Origin of the sequence: Micromonospora sp. S-DT3-3-22 (genome assembly GCF_015354745.1) — a bacterium.
In the GTDB taxonomy this organism is placed as follows: Bacteria; Actinomycetota; Actinomycetes; order Mycobacteriales; family Micromonosporaceae; genus Micromonospora; species Micromonospora wenchangensis.
On the sequence record NZ_JACGMO010000071.1, the window covers coordinates 19,243 to 37,920 of the forward strand.

The following is an 18,678-nucleotide window of genomic DNA, read 5'->3' on the forward strand; positions in this document are numbered from 1 at the left end:
ACCCCCACCGGGGCCGGCCGCTGCGTCGTGTCGCGGGGTCAGCGCCCGGGCAGGCGGGGGGCGGTCGGGTCGGGCAGCGGACGACGGGGGGCCGGGATGCGGGCCACGGGCGGTGTCCTCGGCGGGAGCGGCGGGGTGAGCCGTCGACCCCGCCAGAGCCACAGGCCGGCGGCTGTGGTGACCACCCCGACGAGCACGAAGAGCAGCCGGTAGTCGAACACGCCGACGAGCAGCGCCCCGGCCCCGATGGAGACCGCCTGCGGTCCGCTGACCAGCGCCTCGGAGGCGGCGGTGACCCGACCGAGCAGCCCCGGCGGGGTACGCCGCTGGACCAGCGTGGTCAGCCCGACCATGGTCAGCGGCAGGGACAGTCCGGCGAGCAGCAGGGCCAGCACGCCGAGCCGGAGGTCCGGCCAGGCCAGGGTCAGCGCAGCCGGGCCGAACAGGGTCACCCCCACCGCGAGCGCGCCCAGTTCGCCGACCCGGCGCACCACCGTCGGCGAGAGCAGGCCGCCCACCAGGCCGCCGATCCCCTGCACGGCGATCAGCACGCCGACGAAGGCGGCGTCGCGGCGCAGTCCCTGGTCGACGTACGCGAAGATCAGCGATTCGGTGAAGCCCATCACGAGCGAGCCCAGGCCGTAGCCGAGCAGGGCCCGGCGCAGGGCGGCCTGGTGGGACAGGTGGCGCAGCCCCGCGCCCAGCTCGGCCGGCCAGCGCAGGGCGGCGGCGGCCGGCGGGAGCTCGGTCACCCGGAGCAGCCCCACCACGGCGGCGGCGACCACGAACCCGGTCATCGCCAGGCTGGTCAGCAGCCAGCCGCCGACCGCGGCGTAGAGGGCCGCGCCGGCCAGCGGCCCGCCGAGGCGCAGGCCCTGCCGTACGGTCTGCAACGCCCCGTTCGCGTCGGCCAGCAGCTCGCTCGGGACGAGCTGGCGGAGCAGGCCGCTCAGGGTCGCGTGCAGGGTCAGGTAGGACAGCCCGTAGCAGGCGGCCACCACGTAGATGATCCAGACGTCGGCCCGGTCGTGGACCGCGAAGAGCGGACTGAGCAGCAGGGCCGTGCCCAGGTTCGCGACCACGAAGAACGGCCGGCGGCGGTAGCGGTCGACCACCCAGCCGACCAGCGGGGCCAGGATCATCGGCGCGATGATCGCGAAGATGGTCGCGCCGGCCAGCCCGTCGGAGCCGGTCAGGTCCTTGACCCAGATGGCCAGGGCGAGCAGCAGCATCGACTCGGCCGCCATGCTGGCCAGCAGCGCGACGAAGAGCAGACGGAAGTCGGGGCGGCGCAGGACGGTGCGCATGGGTTCCCTCCGGCGGGGGTGGCGTCCGGCTGGACGCGTACGGGGGAACTGCCGCCGGTGGGGACGGCGTCGTCCCGGGCCCGGCTGACACGTTCCACAGTCGTCTTTTTGTCGCAAGACACGCCCTCGCCGGGACCTCCGACGCCGGTCGCGCCGTCCATACTGACCGTGGGGGGCGAGTTTCATACAGTTACCGTCGCGTCTCGTGGCGGTCTACGGAATCGAGGACACCGTGCCTCCTGCCGTACCGAGCCCGATCCTGCGTCGCCGCAGGCTCGGCACTGACCTGCGTCGCCTGCGCGAGGCGGCGGGACTCACCGGCGACCAGGTGATCGAACGGATCGGCTGGGCGTCGGCGTCGAAGCTGTCCCGGCTGGAGAACGGCCGCAGCCGGCCCGACCCGGAGGACGTCGCCGTCCTGCTCGACCTCTACCGGGCCGCCCCCGCCCTGCGGGAGGAGTTGCTGGTCATCACCGAGGAGGCCGGCGACATGCGCGCCTGGCGCAAGTCGTACCCGGTGATGACCCAGCAGCAGCTGGGCTGGGCGGAACTGGAGGCGGGTTGCGCCCAGATCCGCGAGTACAACCCGGTCCTGGTGCCGGGGCTGTTGCAGACCGAGGGGTACGCCCGGCTGCGGATCGTCTCGGCGAACGCCGCCGCCGCTTCGGCCGACCCGTCCGCCGGGGACGACCCGGAGACCGAGGTCAAGGCGCGGCTGGGCCGGCAGTCCCTGCTGGACCGGCCGGACGGCCCCCGCTACACGGCGGTGCTGGAGGAGGCGGCGTTGGGCCGCCGGGCCTGCCCGCCGGACGTGCTGCGGGATCAACTCGCCCACCTCTGCGAGCTGGCCATGCTGCCGAACGTGACGCTGCACCTGCTGCTGCGCGACACCCGGATCGGCGAGTTCTACCTGCCGCCGACGGCCTTCTCGCTCTACCGGTTCACCGATTCGCAGGACCCGGAGACGCTGGCGATCGAAGGAGGCTTCATCGACGTCATGTCGACCGAGGCATCTACGGTAAATCGCTATAAAGTGGCGTTTGAGTGGCTATGCTCGGCGGCGCTCTCCGCATCGGACACCCTTACCTGGCTCTTCACGGCGACGGGACGGCTGACCGACACGGCAGCCTCGTCCTCGACGGTCCCGGGTCCGACAGCAGCGCCGGCCCAACGCCGCCGACAACCTGGGCGCCTGACGGAGCGGTGACACACCGACCCGCCGGGGCCGGGCGACCGCCGCTCGTTTCGTCGAAGCAGTTCCAGGAACCAGGAGCAGAGCCATGAACGAGATCCAGACCGTGCCCGCCGACCTGCGCTGGCACAAGAGCAGCCGTAGCCAGACCTCCAACTGTGTGGAGGTCGCCCGGCTGCGCACCGCGACGACCGAGGTGGCGCTGCGGGACAGCAAGGACCCGGACGGCCCGGTGCTGCTGTTCCCGCAGGCCGGCTGGCTCGGCTTCCTCCAGGGCACCAAGGACGGCCAGTTCGCCCTGGACTGATCCGGTCACCGCTGCGGGGCCGTCGGCAGCCTGCCGGCGGCCCCGCGTCGTCGCGTCGCCACACCCGTCCACTCCGTACGGGCGACCCACCTGAGCAGGCATCAGATGATCGGACAGGACCCGGCCGAAGCACCGCGTCCGCCTTGCCGGGAGCACCGGCGGGCGTAACATGACGATCCAGTGACGTGGAAGTTCCACAACGTACCCGGCCACCCGCGGTCCGTCCGGAGACCACCATGCGTTACCTGATCGTCCGAACCGACATCCGCACCGCCGCCGACATCGACCTCGCCGCCACCTGGGCCGGCGGAGGTTGCCTACGCAACGAGACCACCACCCCCGAACTACGCCGCCAGACCGTGCACGCCGAGGACCGGGACGCCGCCCTGCTGCTGGCCCGGGCCCTGTCCACCGTGGGCGCGGTCCGCGCCGGCCGGCAGCGGATCAAGGTGCTGCCGCTCGGCGAACCCGGCCGACGGCGCCGGCACCCGCCCGGCTGACCGACGTCCGTCGTGGTCGGACCGGCCCCGCCGGGCCGTCTCCCGCCCGGCCACGACGGCCCGTGTTCCCGGCCCGGGGTCCGTCGCGGCAACGACGGCCCGGGGCCGGGACCGCAGCCGCGCCGGACGGTCAGCAGTGGCCGTCGAGCCAGCGGTGGATCAGGAACAGCGCGATCGACGACGGCGGCGGCAGGATCACCCGGTCGCCGTCCCCGGCGTCCACCGCCCGACCGGCCAGCACCGCGCCGATCTCGCGCCGGGTGAACCAGCGGGCGTACGCGATCTCCGTCGGGTCCACCCGCACCGGCTCCCCCGGGTCCGCCTCGGCCAGGTAGCCCAGCATCAGCGAGCCGGGGAACGGCCAGGCCTGGCTGCCCGCGTACGTGATCCGCTCGACCCCGACGCCGACCTCCTCGCGGACCTCGCGCAGCACGGCCGCCTCGACGGACTCCCCCGGCTCGACGTACCCGGCGAGGCAGGAGAACCGCCGCTGCCCCGGGGTCCGTGGCCAGGTGGCGTTGTTGCCGAGCAGGCAATGCCCGTCCGGGCCGTCCACCCCGTCGTGCACCAGGACGATCATCGCCGGGTCGGTACGCGGCCACATCCGGTGGCCGTCCGCGCCCACCCGCGACCAGCCGCCCTCGGCGACCTCGCTCCGGTGCCCCGTCCGGGGTGACCAGCCGTGCCCCAGGTGCCAGTTGACCAGGGCGAGCGCGGTGGTGAAGATCCCCGCGTCCCGGTCGTCGAGCAGGTGGCCGATCTCCCGCAGGTTGGCCTCCCGGGTGCCCGGCAGCTCGGGCAGCGGGGCGTCCACCGCGAAGACCGGCACCCCGTCCGGTTCCACCCCGAGAAAGAGCCGGTACGCCTCCGGGGTCGGGCCGACCTCGGCGGCGTCCCGCAACACCAGCACCGGCGGGTTCGCGTCCGCCCGGACCAGGGCCCGCCCGTCCCGGGTCGAATCCAGCACCAGCACCCGGGCCCGCCGCCACGCCTGCGCCAGCCACTGCGGGTCGGTACGCCGGTGCGCCGCCCGGTCCAGGGTGGACCGGGCCAGCGGCGGCGCGGTCTCCCCGCTCACGCCGACTCCGTCCGCACCGGGGTGAGGGCGGCCAGCGGACCGGCGATCCGTTCGGCGTCACCGAGCACCACCACCACCGCCCGCGCCGGGGCGAGATAACGGGCACCCACCTCGGCGACATCGTCGACGGTGACCTTCGCCAGCCGGGCGGCGTGCTCGGCGAGGAAGTCCAGCCGCAGCCCGTTGCCCGCGTACGCACTGGTCAGCGCGGCCAGCCCGGCCTGGGTGGAGATGCCGAGCTGGAGGGTGCCCAGGGCGTACTGGCGGGCCTGTTCCAGCTCGTCCGCGCCGGGCGGCAACGAGGCCAGCCGGCCCAGCTCGTACGTGGTCTCCAGCAGGGCCGGCCCGGTCACCTCGGTCGCCACCTCGGCCCCGGCGACCAGCACCGACCCGGCCACCGAATGCTCCACCGAGGAGTGCGGGCCGTAGGTGTACCCCTTGTCCTCCCGGATGTTCTCCGTCCAGCGGGACGAGAAGTAGCCGCCGAAGATCAGATTCGCCAGTTGCAGCGCGGCATGGTCCGGATGGGTCCGGGGTACCGCCGGCAACGCGATCCGCAGCGAGGACTGCACCGAGCCGGGCCGGTCCACCAGCAGCAACGGGCCGGGTTCCAGCGGGGGCGCGGGCGGCAGCTCGGCACCCCGGCTGTCCCCGGTCCAGCCGCCCAGCGCCTTCTCCGCCGCGTCCAGCGCGCGTTCCGGCTGCACGTCGCCGACCAGCACCAGCACCCCCTCGGCCGGGTGCACCCGCTCGGCGTGCAGCCGGCGCAGCACCGCCGGCCGGACCGCCCGCACCTGGTCCGGCTCCGGGGTCTGCACCGCGTACGGGTGCCGGCCGTAGATCCGCCGCAGCAGCGCCGTCCGGGCCAGGTGGGCGGGCTGGCTCAACGCCACCTGGATGCGGTCCACCAGCCGGTCCCGCTCGGTCTGCACCCAGTCGGCCGGGTAGCTGGCGTCGGTCAGCACGTCGGCCAGGAGTTCCAGCATCCGGTCCAGCCCGGTGACCAGGCCCGCGCCGGAGAGCATCAGCCGGTCCGGGTCGGCCCCCGCCGAGAGCCCGCCGCCGACCTTCTGCAACTCGGCGGCGATCTCGGTGGCGGTGCGGGTGCCGGTGCCGGCCAGCACCGTCTCGGCGAGCATCGCGCCCCGGGCCAGGTGGGTGCGGCCGAACGGCATCCACAGCCGCAGCTCGACCAGGGGTACGGCCGGCCGGCGTACCGCGATCACGGTGAGCCCGTTGGCGAGCCGGCGCTCGGCCTGCCTGGGCAGCTTGAGCCGCCGGGTCGGACCGAGCGGCGGAAGCGCCCGGGAGTTGACGGTCACTGCGTTGTCTCCGTTCGCGACTGCGGGGCTCGCAAACCCGGCTCACTCCTCGCGCTCACCGCGTTGTCTCCGTTCGCGACTGCGGGGCTCGCAAACCCGGCTCACTCCTCGCGCTCACCGCGTTGTCTCCGTTCGCGACTGCGGGGCTCGCAAACCCGGCTCACTCCTCGCGCTCATTTGGCACCGCCGGGGATGACCTCGATGGAGGCGCGGCGGTCCGGGCGCAGGGTGGCGGCGGCGGCGCGGACCTGGTCGTCGGTGACCTCGCCGACCAGCCGGGGCAGGTCGTTGAGCAGGCCCGGCTCGCCGCGCTGCTGCTCCAGCACCGCCATCCGCAGCGCCCGGCCGAGCACCGCGTCGGTGTCCCGTAGCAGGTGGGTGGCCATCCGCGCCTGGGTGCGGGCGAGTTCGCCGTCGGTCAGCCCGTCGGTGGCCAGCCGGTCCAGCTCCTCGTCGATCGTGCGCAGCGCCTTGTCCACGTCGCCGCCGGGCGGCAGGTGCGCCTGGAGCAGCAGTGCGGTGGGGTCGCGGACGTCGAACGGGTCGCCCATGAAACCGAGGTAGCCACCGAGGCCGGTGACGCTGCGGTCCCGCTGCACCATCCGCTCGACCAGGCGGGACGCGTCCCCGTCGGTGAGCACCTCGGCGAGCACCACGTACGGCAGGTAGCCGGCGAAGTCGCCGACCGGGTCGGGCACCCGCCACGCCGAGGCCACCGCCGGCAGCGGCGCCAGCTGGTCGGTGTACGTGGTGCGCCGCTCGGCGGTCAGGTCGGGCTCGGTGAAGTCGGGGCGCTCCGGGGCGGGCCGGGCCGGCACGTCGCCGAAGTGCCGTTCGACCAGGGCGGTCGCCTCCGCGACGTCGATGTCACCGCTGACCGCGAGCACGGCGTTGCCGCTGGCGTAGTAGCGGCGGAAGAAGTCGGCGGCGTCGGCGACGGTGGCCGACTCCAGGTCGTCGAAGGAGCCGTAGCCGTCGTGCGCGTTGGGGAAGGTGTCGAACATCACCGGCGGCAGGGTCAGCCAGGGGAACCCGCCGTACGGCCGGTTGAGCACGTTGACCCGGATCTCCTCCTTGACCACGTCGACCTGGTTGCGCAGGTTCTCCTCGGTCAGCCGGGGGCCGCGCATCCGGTCGGCCTCCAGGAACAGCGCCCGTTCCAGGGCGTTGCCGGGAAGCGTCTCGTAGTAGTCGGTGTAGTCCAGGTGGGTGGAACCGTTGAAGGTGCCACCGGCACCCTGCACGTGCCGGAAGTGGGCCAGTTTCTCCAGGTTCTCCGAGCCCTGGAACATCAGGTGCTCGAAGAGGTGGGCGAAGCCGGTGCGGCCCTGCGGCTCGGAGCGGATGCCGACGTCGTAGACGACCGCCACGCCGATCACCGAGGCGCTACGGTCCGGGGTGAGCACCACCCGTAGGCCGTTGTCGAGGGTGAACCGCTCGACCGGGTACTTCGTCGCTGGGATTCTCGCTCTCCGGGTCGGCACGTGATCGACCCTAGCGTGTCGCCACCGGTGACACGGGCGTCCTCGGCCTGCGTCTCAGTGCGCCACCGCGACGGGCAGCGCGGTGACCCGGGGCAGCACCTCCGCGCCGACCCGTTCCGCCTCCTCACGGTGCGGCCAGCCGGAGAGGATGAACTCGTCGACGCCGCTCTGGGCGTACTCGTCGATCCGGGCCGCGACCTCGGCGTAGCTGCCGACCAGGGCGGTGCCCGCGCCCTCGCGGACCAAGCCGATGCCGGCCCACAGGTTCGTCGCGACGGCGAGGCGTCCGCTGCCGCCGCCGTGCAGCGCGGTCATCCGGGCCTGGCCGACGGAGTCCATCCGGCCGAACCGGGCCTGGGCGGCGGCGATCCGCTCCGGGCTCATCCCGGCCCGCAGCCGGTCGGCCTCGGCCCACGCCTCGGCGGCGGTGTGCCGGGCGATGACGTGCAGCCGCAGCCCGGTGCGCAGGGTGCGGCCCAGCTCGGCGGCGCGGGCCCGGACCCGGGCCACCCGGGTGGCGATCGCCGCCGGTGGCTCGCCCCACATCAGGTACGCGTCGGCCTGCCGGGCGGCGACCGCCTCGGCGGCCGGGGACGCGCCACCGAGGTAGACCGGCGGCGGATCGGTCAGCGGGCTGGAGAGCCCGCCGCCGTCGACCCGGTAGTGCTCGCCGGCGAAGTCGAACGGGCCGCCGCGCCAGGAGCGGCGGAGCACCTCGATGAACTCACCGGTACGGGCGTAGCGGGCGTCGTGGTCGAGGAAGTCGCCGTACGCCCGCTGCTCGGTGGGGTCGCCGCCGGTGACGATGTTCAGCGCGAGCCGCCCGCCGGAGACCGCCTGGAACGCCTCGGCCTGCTGGGCGACCAGGGTGGGCAGGGCGAAGCCGGCGCGCACGGCGACCAGCAGGCCGATCCGCTCGGTGTGCTGGGTGACCGCGGCGCAGACGATCCACGGGTCGGGGCAGCCGGAGCCGACCGGGGTGAGCAGGGCGCTGAACCCGCCCGCCTCGGCGGCCCGGGCCACCTCGGTCAGATATCCGACGGTGGCGGCCCGTGCGTGCCGGGCCGCGCCGGCGGTGACGGTGGCGGCACCGACCTGGTCGCCGTCGCCGGAGGTGGGGAGGAACCAGTGGAAGGTCATATCGGCCGCCCTCTCGCCGTGTCCCGCCCGGTCTACCTCGCCGGGGGTAGCTAAACCTATCAAGAAGGTAGGAAAACCAGGAATATCTGAGAACCGACATCCCATGATGTGGACGGCGCTTGACGCCGATCGACTCCTGACCCACTCTTCCTACCAACTAAATAGGAATACTGCGGATTGGATAGATGATGAGACGGCTCCCCTTCCGTCGGCTGATCTCCCTCGCCACCCTCGCCGCCGTCGGCGTGGCCACGATGGGAACCACCGCGGCGTGCGGTGACGACGACAGCGCCACCGGCGGCGGCGACTCCGGCCCGGTCACCCTGCGGCTGGGCTACTTCCCCAACATCACGCACGCCCCGGCCGTGGTCGGCGTCGAGAAGGGCATCTTCGCGGAGAAGCTCGGCAGCGACGTCAAGCTGGACCCCAAGACGTTCAACGCCGGCCCGGCCGCCATCGAGGCGATCTTCTCCGGCGCGCTCGACGCCACGTACATCGGTCCGAACCCGACGGTGAACGCGTTCTCCAAGTCCAAGGGCGAGGCCGTCCGGGTCATCTCCGGCGCCGCCTCAGGCGGGGTCGCCCTGGTGGTCAAGCCCGAGATCACCTCGGTCGAGCAGCTGCGCGGCAAGAAGATCGCCACCCCGCAGCTCGGCAACACCCAGGACGTCGCCATCCGCTACTGGCTCAAGGAGAAGGGCCTCAAGACCACCAAGGAGGGCGGCGGCGACGTCAAGATCGTCCCGCAGGAGAACGCCCAGACGGTGGAGACCTTCTCCAGCGGCTCGATCGACGGCGCGTGGGTGCCCGAGCCGTTCGTCTCCCGCCTGGTCAACGCCGGCGGCAAGGTCCTCGTCGACGAGCGGGACCTCTGGCCGGACAAGAAGTTCGTCATCACCAACCTGATCGTCTCCACCAAGTTCCTCAAGGCCCACCCCGAGACGGTGAAGAAGCTGGTCGAGGGGCAGGTCGCGGCGAACGACTTCGTCAACACCAAGCCGGACGAGGCCCAGCAGGCCATCTCCGACCACATCGGCAGGATCACCGGCAAGCCGCTGGACCTCAAGCTGATCAAGCAGGCGTGGCCCACCCTGCTGTTCACCAACGACCCGATCGCGTCCTCGCTCAAGACCGGGCTCGACCACGCCGTCGCGGTCGAGTTGACCCAGCCGGTCGACCTCGACGGCCTCTACGACCTGAAGTACCTCAACGAGGTGCTCAAGGCGCAGGGCCAGGCCGAGGTCACCCAGCCGTGACGTCGACCACGACGCCGCCGCAGAGCGCGACCACCGCGGTCGCGCTCTCCGGCGTGACCAAGGTGTACGGGCGCGGGACGAACGCCGTCCTCGCCCTGGACGGGGTCAGCCTCGACGTCCGGCCCGGGGAGTTCGTCTGCCTCGTCGGCGCGTCCGGCTGCGGCAAGAGCACCCTGCTCAACCTCGTCGCCGGGCTGGACCGGGCGCAGGGCGGAACCATCACGGTGGCCGACGACGCCCACCCCGGCCTGATGTTCCAGGAGCCGGCGCTGTTCCCGTGGCTGACCGTCGAGGCCAACGTCGAGGTGCCGTTGAAGCTGCGCGGGCTGCCCCGGGCCGAGCGTCGGGAACGGGTGGCGGAGCTGCTGAGCACCGTCCACCTGTCCGACTTCGGCCGCAAGCGGCCGCACGAACTCTCCGGCGGCATGCGGCAGCGGGTCGCCCTGGCCCGCACCCTCGCCCTGGACACCCCGGTCCTGCTGATGGACGAGCCGTTCGGCGCGCTCGACGCGATGACCCGGGACATCCTGCACGACGAGTTGGAACGGATCTGGACCGAGCGGCAGCTCACCGTGCTGTTCGTGACGCACAACGTCCGCGAGGCGGCCCGGCTCGCCGACCGGATCATCCTGCTCAGCAGCCGGCCCGGCCGGATCATCTGGTCCACCGAGGTGAACGTGTCCCGACCCCGGCGCATCGACTCCCCCGAGGTGGCCGCGATCGCCTCCGAGGTCACCGACCGACTCCGTACGGAGGTGGGCCGCCATGGCAAGTGACACCCTGACCGACGCGGCCCGTACCGACGCGGAGATCTCCGGCCTCGACGCGCTGGAGATCGCCGGCCGGGAGAAGGAGGTCTCCCGGGGCGCCCGGCTCTGGGCGTCCACCTGGCCCAAGCTCGCCGCGCTCGCCATCGCCATCGGGCTGTGGCAGGTGGTGGTCTGGAGCGGGTGGAAGCCGCCGTACTCGCTGCCCGGCCCGGTCACCGTGGCCGAGGAGCTGGCCCGGCAGGCCAGCGGGCGGCAGCTCTGGGACGGGCTCGCCACCACGCTGCAACGGGCCGCACTCGGCTACGTCTTCTCGGTCGCGGTCGGCCTGCTGGTCGGCCTGGCGGTGGCCCGGTCCAAGGTGCTGCGGGCGGCGATCGGCTCGATGATCACCGCATTGCAGACGATGCCGTCGATCGCCTGGTTCCCGCTGGCCATCCTGCTGTTCGAACTGAGCGAGAAGGCGATCTTCTTCGTGGTGGTGCTCGGTGCCGCGCCGTCCATCGCCAACGGGGTGATCAGCGGGGTCGACTACGTGCCGCCGCTGCTGGTCCGGGCCGGCCGCAACCTCGGCGCCCGGGGGCTGAACCTCTACCGGTACGTCATCGCGCCGGCCGCGCTGCCCGCCATCGTCGCCGGGCTCAAGCAGGGCTGGGCCTTCTCCTGGCGCAGCCTGATGGCCGGTGAGCTGCTGGTGGTCGGCATCTCGCAGACGTCCCTGGGTGCCCAGCTCACCTACTCCCGGGAACTGTCCGACGCGCCCTGGCTGCTCTCCACGATGATCGTCATCCTGGTCGTCGGGCTGGTGGTCGACGCCGCCTTCGGGGCGGCCGACCGGGCGATCCGACGCCGCTGGGGCGTGCTGGACCAGGCTGGTCAGTGACGTGTACATCTCCGCGCGCAGCGACTATGCGCTCCGGGCCATGCTCGCCGTCGCCGCCTGCGACGACGGCGAGACCACCCGCCCCGACAGTGGCAACGGCCGACCCGACGGCGGCGACGGCGGACGCCCCGACGGCGGCGGCGAGCTGGTCAAGGCGGCGAGCCTGGCGCGGGCGCAGGGCATCCCGCTGAGCTTCCTCCAGGGCATCCTGCTCGACCTGCGCCGCGCCGGCCTGCTGCACAGTCACCGGGGCACCGAGGGCGGCTACGCGTTGACCCGTCCCGCCTCACAGATCAGCGTCGGGGACGTGCTGCGCGCCGTCGCCGGGTCGCTGACCACCGTACGGGGGCTGCCCGCCGAGGACGCCGGCTACCACGGGGTGGCCGCCGGCCTGCGCGACGTGTGGCTCGCGGTGGACGGTGCGATCGCCGTGGTGGTGGACCGGACCACGCTGACCGACCTGCTCACCCACCAGGAGCAGGCCCCGGCCCGCTGACGTCGGTCGCCCGTCCGACCGTCGGTCCCCCAGGACCCGACGGTCGGACGGGACGCCCGGACCTACCGCCCCCACCGGCCCCCGGCAGGAGGCTCAGCCGGCGGTCAGCTCGACCGTCGGCGGACGCCCCTCGTCGGGGCTGTGCAGTTCGACCAGCCCGGCCGGGGCGGCGCGCCCCGGCCTCGGGTGCCAGGGCGCGAACGCCGCGACCATGGCGAGCAGGAGCCCGGCACCCGCCACGGCGAACACCACCATTAGCTCGCGCCCCGCCCCCGACTCAGCGTCGCCCCCCATGGTCACCCCTCCCGTGCCCGGCCGTGCCGGCCGGTTCTTCCCCCGGGAGCAAGCTTCGACCAGCCGGACCGAATGGAACAGTCACCGATCGGACGCAATAGAGCCGGCAAGCCGACCCACCCCGACGCATGATCACCGTGGGTCCGCACCCGACCCCGCACGGTCCCCGACGTGCGACGACGCCACCCACTCCACAAGATCAACTGACCAGCATGATCGACTCAAGTGAGGCGATGTTGCGCCATCCTCAGCGCGCCGACACCGCAACATCGGCCCCAATGAGTTGATCTCCCCGACCCAGCGGCCCCGGGGAGGCCGGGGCCGCAGGGCAGCAGGGCCGGGAGCCGCAGGGCCGGGGCGGCGGGGCGGTCAGGCGGTACGGGGGCGACGCGGGCGCCGGGAACGGCCCGACGTCCGGTGCGGCCGACCACCCTCACCGCCACCACCGACGGCGGTCCGCGACCGACCGCCCTCACCGAGGGCAGCACGAGACCGGCCACCCTCGCCACCGGCGGCGGGACGGGGCCGGGCGGCCGGGGTGGGCGTCGGGGCGACGATGGTAACCGGCACGCCGGACGGCTCACGGGCCCCGGTCACCCGGGCCAGCGCACCGTCGCCGAGGCGCACCTGGGTCGACTGCGGGGTGATGCCGGCGATGCTCATCAGCCGGGAGACGTCCCGACGCTGCTCCGGCAGGACCAGGGTGACCACCTGACCGGCCTCACCGGCCCGTGCGGTCCGGCCGCCCCGGTGCAGGTAGTCCTTCGCCTCGGTCGGCGGGTCCACGTTGACCACCATGTCGAGGCCGTCGACGTGGATGCCCCGGGCCGCCACGTCGGTGGCGACCAGGGCGGTCACCTGGCCGGTGCGGAACTGCTCCAGGATGCGGGTGCGCTGCGGCTGGGACTTCCCCCCGTGCAGCGCCGCCGCGCGGACGCCCTTGGCGAGCAGTTGCCGGGCCATCCGGTCGGCGCGGTGCTTGGTCGCCATGAACAGGATGGTGCGGCCCTCACGGGCGGCGATCTGGGTCAGCGCGGCGGGCTTGTCGGCCGCGTCGACGTGCAGGACGTGGTGGGTCATCGCGGTCACCGTGGCGGTGCCCGGGTCCACCGAGTGCGACACGGGGTTGCTGAGGAACCGGCGGACGAGGCGGTCCACCCCGCCGTCCAGGGTCGCCGAGAAGAGCATCCGCTGGCCGTTCGGGGCGACCTGCTCCAGCAGCTTGGTCACCTGCGGCAGGAAGCCCATGTCGGCCATCTGGTCGGCCTCGTCGAGCACGGTGATGGCGACCTGGTCGAGCCGGGCGTCACCCCGGTTGATCAGGTCGTGCAGCCGGCCCGGGGTGGCGACCAGCACCTCGGCCCCGGCGCGCAGCGCGTCCGCCTGCCGTTGCAGGGACAGGCCACCGACCACGGTGGCGCAGCGCAGCCCCAGCGCCCGGGCGTACGGGGTCAGTGCCGTGGTGACCTGGGCGGCCAGTTCGCGGGTGGGGACCAGCACCAGGGCGAGCGGGCGGCCGGGGCGGGCCCGGTGGCCGGCGGTGCGGTGCAGCAGCGGAAGCCCGAAGGCGAGGGTCTTGCCCGAGCCGGTGCGGCCCCGGCCGAGCACGTCCCGGCCGGCCAGCGAATCCGGCAGGGTGGCCGCCTGGATCGGGAACGGCTCGGTGATGCCCTGCGCGGTCAGCTCGGCGAGCAGCGCCGGTGCGAGACCGGTCGCGGCGAAGGTGGGAACGGTCATGGTCATGCGGAAATGCCTTCCTCGACGCGGCACGTGTCGAGGGAGGGCGCCGGGAGCCGGCGCGGTCGCCGACGGAGCGTTCCGTCGGGGACTCACAAGCACGAACCGATGGGGTACGGGAGCCGGTCCGCCGCAGCACGCCGCGTCCCGCCGGAGCGGGGGGCGGCGCGGCGGACCGGTCCGTCACCGGGCCCGGAGGACCCGGAGGGTGTTACCGGACGATCCGAAGATCAGAGCGGACGGATGTTCTCCGCCTGCGGGCCCTTCTGGCCCTGGGTCACCTCGAACTCGACCCGCTGGTTCTCGTCCAGGCTCCGGTAGCCGGAGGTCTGGATCGCCGAGAAGTGGGCGAAGACGTCGGCGCCGCCGCCGTCCGGGGTGATGAAGCCGAAGCCCTTGTCAGCGTTGAACCACTTGACGGTGCCAATTGCCATCTGTTTCGTCTCCTTGACGGAACGTCGGACCCGCACCTGTTGCGGGCCCGAAGAGGAGCGCTCCGCGCGGGATGCGCGAATCGCCTGTTGTTTTTGGTCGCCCCGCCCGGAGAACTCCGGACACAACAAAGAGCGCCTGGGGCCACAATCCGCCAGGCGCACACAGAGTCTCTGGAAACCAAAACTGCAACAAGAGCAACTTACCACGGATCTCCCGCCGCGCCACCCCCTACCGGATTTTCCGGCAACCCGGCGATGATCGCGGTCAGCCCGTCGGCGTCCAGCAGGTCGGCCGGGCGCACCGTCACCCCCTCCCGTACGTAGTGGAAGGCGGCCCCCACCCGGTCCACCGGCACCCCGGCCAGCTCCGCCCAGGCCAGCCGGTAGACGGCCAACTGCACCGCGACCACCTCGGCCTCCGCGCCGGTCGGCTGCCGGCCGGTCTTCCAGTCGACCACGTCGTACCGGCCGCCGGGGCGGGAGAAGACGGCGTCCATCCGGCCCCGGACCACCACGCCGGCCAGCACCGTGGCGAACGGCACCTCCACCTCCACCGGCACCCGGTCGGCCCACTCGCTGGCCAGGAAGCGTTCCTGGAGCTCGGCCAGCGCCCCGTCGGGCGCGGCGTCCGCGTCGGCGGCACCCGGCAACTCGTCCACGTCGAGCAGCCGGTCGATCCCGAACCGGGACTCCAGCCAGGCGTGGAAGGCGGTGCCCCGCCGGGCGTACGGGCTGGGTGGGGTGGGCATCGGCCGGCGCAGCGTACGGGCCAGTTGGGCCGGGTCCCGGCGCAGGGCCACCAGCTGGGTCACCGACAGGTGGCCGGGCAGCGTCACCTCGACCGCCTCGGCCTGCCGCAGCAGCTCCGCCCGCTCGGCCAGGAGCAGGTCCGCCTCCCGCCGCCACCGGGCCACCTCCGGATCGGGCTCCGGAGCAGCCGTCGCCGGGCCCGCCGCCTGCGGATCAGCCGCCGATGGGCCCGCCGCCTCCTGGTCCACCGCCTGCGGATCAGCCAGGTCACCGCTGGCCGGGGTGGGGGCGGGAGCGCGGCGGGCCGCGTCGGGGTCGGCGAGGAAGCGGCGGACCAGGGCCGCCGCCTCGGTCAGCGCCGGCCGGCGGGGGCCCAGCGGGTCGGCCGGCCAGTCGGCCCGCAACACCAGCGCGGTGGTCGGATTGACCGCGTCCCCGGCCGGCTCGGGCGCCCACTCGTCGATCAGCAGGCCGTCGCCACCGGTCAGGCAGGCGTCGTACACCTCGCGGAGCAGCACCGACGGGCCCCGGAACCGTTTGGTCCCCTCCCCCCACCAGTACCCGGAGCAGAGCAGCAGCCGCCGGGGCCGGGTCACCGCCACGTACGCCAGCCGGCGTTCCTCGCGTTCGTCGTGCGCCCGCCAGGCGTCGGTGAAGTCGGCCACCGCCCGCGCCACCCCGCGCTGGTCGGTCACCTCGGCCAGGTCGAGCGCGGGCAGCCCGTCGGCGTCGCCGCGCAGCGGGAACGGCAGCACGCCGAGCCCGCCCAGCCAGTGGTCGGAGTTGCGGACCTGTCCGGGCCAGCCGCCCCGGGTCAACCCGGCGACCGCGACGACGTCCCACTCCAGGCCCTTGGCGGCGTGCGCGGTGAGCACCTGCACCGCGCCCTCCACCACCTCCACCTCGCCCGGGGACAGCCCCCGCTCCTCGTCCTCGGCGGCGGCCAGGTAGGCCAGGAAACCGGCGAGCGTCGCCGCCGGGGTCTCGCCGCTGAACCGGGCCGCCACGTCGCCGAGCGCGTCCAGGTGCCCCCGGGCCAGACCGGCGTCGCCGGTGCCGTCCCGGCCGGCCCGGACCGCCACCTCGACGTCCAGCCCGATGGTGCGTTCCACGTCCGCGATCAGCTCCGGCAGCGTCTGGTCCAGCCGGTAGCGCAGCAGCGCCAGTTCCATCCCGTACGACCGCAGCCGCGCGTAGCCCTCCGCCGAGTACGCCTGCGCCGGCCCCAGATCGGCGAGCGCCTCCACCAGGGTCGCCTCGTCGAGGGCGTCCACGACGATCTCCGGCCCGTCGTCGCCGGTCACCTCCCGGCGGGCCCGGGCGATGGCCCGCGCCCGTCGGTGCAGGGCCACCAGGTCACGCGGCCCGATCCGCCAGCGCGCCCCGGTCAGCAGGCGCAGCAGCGCCGCGCCGTCGGTCGGGTCGGCCAGCACCCGCAGGGTGCAGACCACGTCCCGTACCTCCGGGGTGTCCAGCAGCCCGCCCAGGCCGACCACCTCGACCGGCAGCCCCCGCGCCCGCAGGGCCGCCTCGATCGCCGGGATCTGGCTGCGGACCCGGACCAGCACGGCGGTGGAGGGGCGCTGCGGCACCGGGATGTGCTCGGGCAGCGCGCCGGGCATCCGGGCCGCCCCCCGCCAGGCGGCGAGCACGCTGTCGGCGATCCAGTCCGCCTCGTCGACGTACGTGGGCAGCAGCGCGCAGTGCACGGTGCCGGCGGCCCGCCCGCGCGGGCTGCGGTGCGGGATCGGGTCGCGGACGCTCATCGCGGCGTGCAGCTCCGGCACCCGGGCGCCGGCCGCCCGCAGCGGCACCGACAACGTGTTGGCCACCCCGAGGATCTCCGGCCGGTTGCGCCAACTGGTGGTGAGGCTCATCGCCCCGGCGGGGGTGCCGTCGGCGTGGGCGAAGTCGGTGGGGAACCGGTCGAGCGTGCCGGCGCTGGCCCCCCGCCAGCCGTAGATCGACTGGCAGGGGTCGCCGACCGCGGTGACCGGGTGACCGCCGCCGAAGAGATGGTTGAGCAGCACCACCTGGGCGTGGCTGGTGTCCTGGTACTCGTCGAGCAGCACCACCCGGTAACGGTCCCGCTCGACCGCGCCGACCGCCGGGTGGTCGCGGGCCACCCGGGCGGCGCGGGCGAGCTGGTCGGCGAAGTCCATCGCCTCGAAGTCGTCCTTGCGCCGGGCGTACGCCCGCACCAGCGGCAACAGCTTCAACCGGGTCCGTTGCAGCTGGAGGGCCCTGCGGACGTCGGCGTAGACCCGCCCGGGGTGGGCCTGCACCTCGGCGAAGAACCGGCCCGTCCAGGCGGCCAGGGCGTCCGGGTCGACCAGGTGCTCGTCCAGCTCGCCGGCCAGCGCGAGCACGGCGTCGGTGACGGTGCTGGGCATCCGGTCGACCTCGGACATGTCGCCGTCGTAGTTGCGGACCAGCAGGTCGACGAGCTGCCACCGGGACGCCTCGGTGAGCAGCCGGGTGGTCGGCTCGTAGCCGGCCCGCAGCCCGTGCTCGGTGACGATCCGCCCGGCGTACGAGTGGTAGGTGGCGACGGTGGGCTCGCCGGCAAGTGGATCGTCCAGCGGGTTGCGGGCCCGCCGGCCGAGCCGCCGCACCAGCTGGTCGAGCCGGGTACGCACCCGGTGCGCCAGCTCACCGGCCGCCTTGCGGGTGAAGGTCAGCCCGAGGATCTGTTCCGGGCGCACGTACGAGTTGGCGACCAGCCACACCACCCGGGCGGCCATCGTCTCGGTCTTGCCCGAGCCGGCACCGGCCACCACCAGCAGCGGCGCGACGGGTGCCGCGATGATCGCGGCCTGTTCGGTGGTGGGGGCGTCCAGCCGGAGCAGCCGGGCCAGCTCCACCGGCGTGTAGCGCGGCCCGGCGTCGGCGGCGCGCGGGGCGGGGGTGGCGGCGCTGAACAGCGTCGGCTGGGTCACCGCTCCCCCTCGTGGCCGGTGGCCGGTGGCTCCACGACCTGCCGGCCCTGCCCGGAGACCGGGCAACTGGTCCGCACCGGGCAGACCCGGCACTTCGCGTTGGCGACGGCGGCGAAGGTCGAGGCGGCCATCGTATCGGCGGTGCGCCGGACCAGGGCGGTGGCCCAGCCGGCCTCGGGGCCCTGCCCGGCGGCGGCCTGGGTCTGCTCGCGGGCGTCCTTCGTGCCGGTGCCGAGCTGCACCAGCGCCGCGCCCCCGGCCTCGTCGCCGAACTCGGCGAACCCGCCCGCCTCCACCGCCGCCTGGTACGCCCCGAGCTGCGGATGCTCGGCCATCTCCCGCTCGGTGACCGCCGTCGACTTGCCGGTCTTGAGGTCGATCACCACGAGCCGGCCGTCGGCGTCGACCTCCAGCCGGTCGACCCGGCCGGTCAGCTCGACCGGGCGGGTCGGGTCGTCGAGGCGGACCGCGAACTCGTGCTCGATGGCGAGCAGCCGGCGCGGGTTGCCGGCCAGCCAGCGCAGCAGCTTGTCCACCATGGCCTCGGCGCGTTCCCGCTCCGGGCCGACCATCCACCGGGCCGCCAGCTCGATCGCGTCGAACCGGGCGGCGACGTACTCCAGCAGGGCCGTCCGGTCGGCGCTGGCGTCCTCGGCCAGCATCGCGGCGGCGTGCACCAGGTTGCCGACGCCCTGGGCGGCGCTGGCCGGCCCGCTGCCGCCGTGCCGTTCGAGCAGCCAGCGCAGGCTGCACCGCAGCGCGCTCTCCATCCCCGACGGCGTGACCCGCACC

At 74.0% G+C, this 18,678-nt stretch carries 17 protein-coding genes; 7 read left to right on the forward strand and 10 right to left on the reverse strand.

From position 1 onward, the window contains the following. Window positions 1-38: 38 nt before the first annotated feature. Window positions 39-1,307: an MFS transporter gene (locus H1A17_RS20315; protein WP_145923038.1), complete on the reverse strand. Its 1,269-nt coding sequence runs from the start codon at window positions 1,305-1,307 to the stop codon at window positions 39-41. Between the two features lie 232 nt (window positions 1,308-1,539). Between H1A17_RS20315 and H1A17_RS20320 the strand changes: the two genes are divergently transcribed. The 3 genes from H1A17_RS20320 (at window position 1,540) to H1A17_RS20330 (ending at window position 3,306) form a co-directional block, all read left to right on the forward strand. After that, the gene (locus H1A17_RS20320; protein ID WP_145923039.1) at window positions 1,540-2,514 is read left to right on the forward strand and encodes a helix-turn-helix transcriptional regulator; all 975 of its coding nucleotides are present in this window, start codon (window positions 1,540-1,542) and stop codon (window positions 2,512-2,514) included. A gap of 73 nt (window positions 2,515-2,587) precedes the next feature. After that, window positions 2,588-2,806, forward strand: coding sequence for a DUF397 domain-containing protein (locus H1A17_RS20325; RefSeq protein ID WP_145921587.1), 219 nt, complete (start codon window positions 2,588-2,590; stop codon window positions 2,804-2,806). A 236-nt stretch (window positions 2,807-3,042) separates the two neighbouring features. Then, window positions 3,043-3,306: a hypothetical protein gene (locus H1A17_RS20330; protein WP_194822668.1), complete on the forward strand. Its 264-nt coding sequence runs from the start codon at window positions 3,043-3,045 to the stop codon at window positions 3,304-3,306. A 130-nt stretch (window positions 3,307-3,436) separates the two neighbouring features. Here H1A17_RS20330 and nudC read toward each other — a convergent pair whose 3' ends face one another. The 4 genes from nudC to H1A17_RS20350 all read right to left on the reverse strand — a co-directional run bounded on the left by nudC (window position 3,437) and on the right by H1A17_RS20350 (window position 8,330). Next, a complete protein-coding gene (gene nudC, locus H1A17_RS20335) occupies window positions 3,437-4,384 on the reverse strand; it encodes an NAD(+) diphosphatase (protein ID WP_145921589.1) in 948 nt (315 codons plus the stop codon). Further along, window positions 4,381-5,706, reverse strand: coding sequence for a pitrilysin family protein (locus H1A17_RS20340; protein WP_145921590.1), 1,326 nt, complete (start codon window positions 5,704-5,706; stop codon window positions 4,381-4,383). Before H1A17_RS20340 ends, nudC begins: the two co-directional genes overlap by 4 nt. Window positions 5,707-5,879: 173 nt before the next feature. Then, the gene (locus H1A17_RS20345) at window positions 5,880-7,190 is read right to left on the reverse strand and encodes a pitrilysin family protein (RefSeq protein ID WP_145921591.1); all 1,311 of its coding nucleotides are present in this window, start codon (window positions 7,188-7,190) and stop codon (window positions 5,880-5,882) included. 54 nt (window positions 7,191-7,244) lie between these two features. Beyond that, window positions 7,245-8,330, reverse strand: a complete 1,086-nt coding sequence (locus tag H1A17_RS20350; protein ID WP_145921592.1) for an LLM class flavin-dependent oxidoreductase — start codon at window positions 8,328-8,330, stop codon at window positions 7,245-7,247. Window positions 8,331-8,518: 188 nt separating this feature from the next. Between H1A17_RS20350 and H1A17_RS20355 the strand changes: the two genes are divergently transcribed. Genes H1A17_RS20355 through H1A17_RS20370 form a run of 4 tightly spaced genes read left to right on the forward strand, consistent with a single transcriptional unit; the run spans window position 8,519 to window position 11,732 of the window. After that, entirely contained in the window at window positions 8,519-9,586 is a 1,068-nt protein-coding gene (locus H1A17_RS20355) for an ABC transporter substrate-binding protein (protein WP_145923040.1), read from the forward strand. Beyond that, window positions 9,583-10,362 carry an ABC transporter ATP-binding protein gene (locus H1A17_RS20360; protein ID WP_145921593.1) on the forward strand — a complete coding sequence of 260 codons (780 nt, stop codon included), beginning with the start codon at window positions 9,583-9,585 and terminating at the stop codon, window positions 10,360-10,362. Before H1A17_RS20355 ends, H1A17_RS20360 begins: the two co-directional genes overlap by 4 nt. Next, on the forward strand, window positions 10,352-11,236 hold the full coding sequence (locus tag H1A17_RS20365; RefSeq protein WP_145921594.1) for an ABC transporter permease: 885 nt from the start codon (window positions 10,352-10,354) through the stop codon (window positions 11,234-11,236). Before H1A17_RS20360 ends, H1A17_RS20365 begins: the two co-directional genes overlap by 11 nt. Window position 11,237: 1 nt before the next feature. Then, a complete protein-coding gene (locus H1A17_RS20370; protein WP_145921595.1) occupies window positions 11,238-11,732 on the forward strand; it encodes an Rrf2 family transcriptional regulator in 495 nt (164 codons plus the stop codon). Between the two features lie 93 nt (window positions 11,733-11,825). Here H1A17_RS20370 and H1A17_RS20375 read toward each other — a convergent pair whose 3' ends face one another. The 5 genes from H1A17_RS20375 to H1A17_RS20395 all read right to left on the reverse strand — a co-directional run. Next, on the reverse strand, window positions 11,826-11,987 hold the full coding sequence (locus H1A17_RS20375) for a hypothetical protein (protein ID WP_375372824.1): 162 nt from the start codon (window positions 11,985-11,987) through the stop codon (window positions 11,826-11,828). A gap of 408 nt (window positions 11,988-12,395) precedes the next feature. Beyond that, complete coding sequence (locus H1A17_RS20380) at window positions 12,396-13,769, reverse strand: DEAD/DEAH box helicase (RefSeq protein ID WP_145921596.1); 1,374 nt, start codon at window positions 13,767-13,769, stop codon at window positions 12,396-12,398. 224 nt (window positions 13,770-13,993) lie between these two features. After that, window positions 13,994-14,197 (reverse strand): cold-shock protein, encoded by a 204-nt coding sequence (locus tag H1A17_RS20385; RefSeq protein WP_067374184.1) that lies wholly within the window; start codon window positions 14,195-14,197, stop codon window positions 13,994-13,996. A gap of 200 nt (window positions 14,198-14,397) precedes the next feature. Beyond that, on the reverse strand, window positions 14,398-17,886 hold the full coding sequence (locus H1A17_RS20390) for an ATP-dependent DNA helicase (protein WP_194822670.1): 3,489 nt from the start codon (window positions 17,884-17,886) through the stop codon (window positions 14,398-14,400). After that, window positions 17,883-18,678: PD-(D/E)XK nuclease family protein (locus tag H1A17_RS20395; RefSeq protein ID WP_194822671.1), on the reverse strand; the 796-nt coding region annotated here is incomplete at its 5' end. The genes H1A17_RS20390 and H1A17_RS20395, both read right to left, overlap by 4 nt.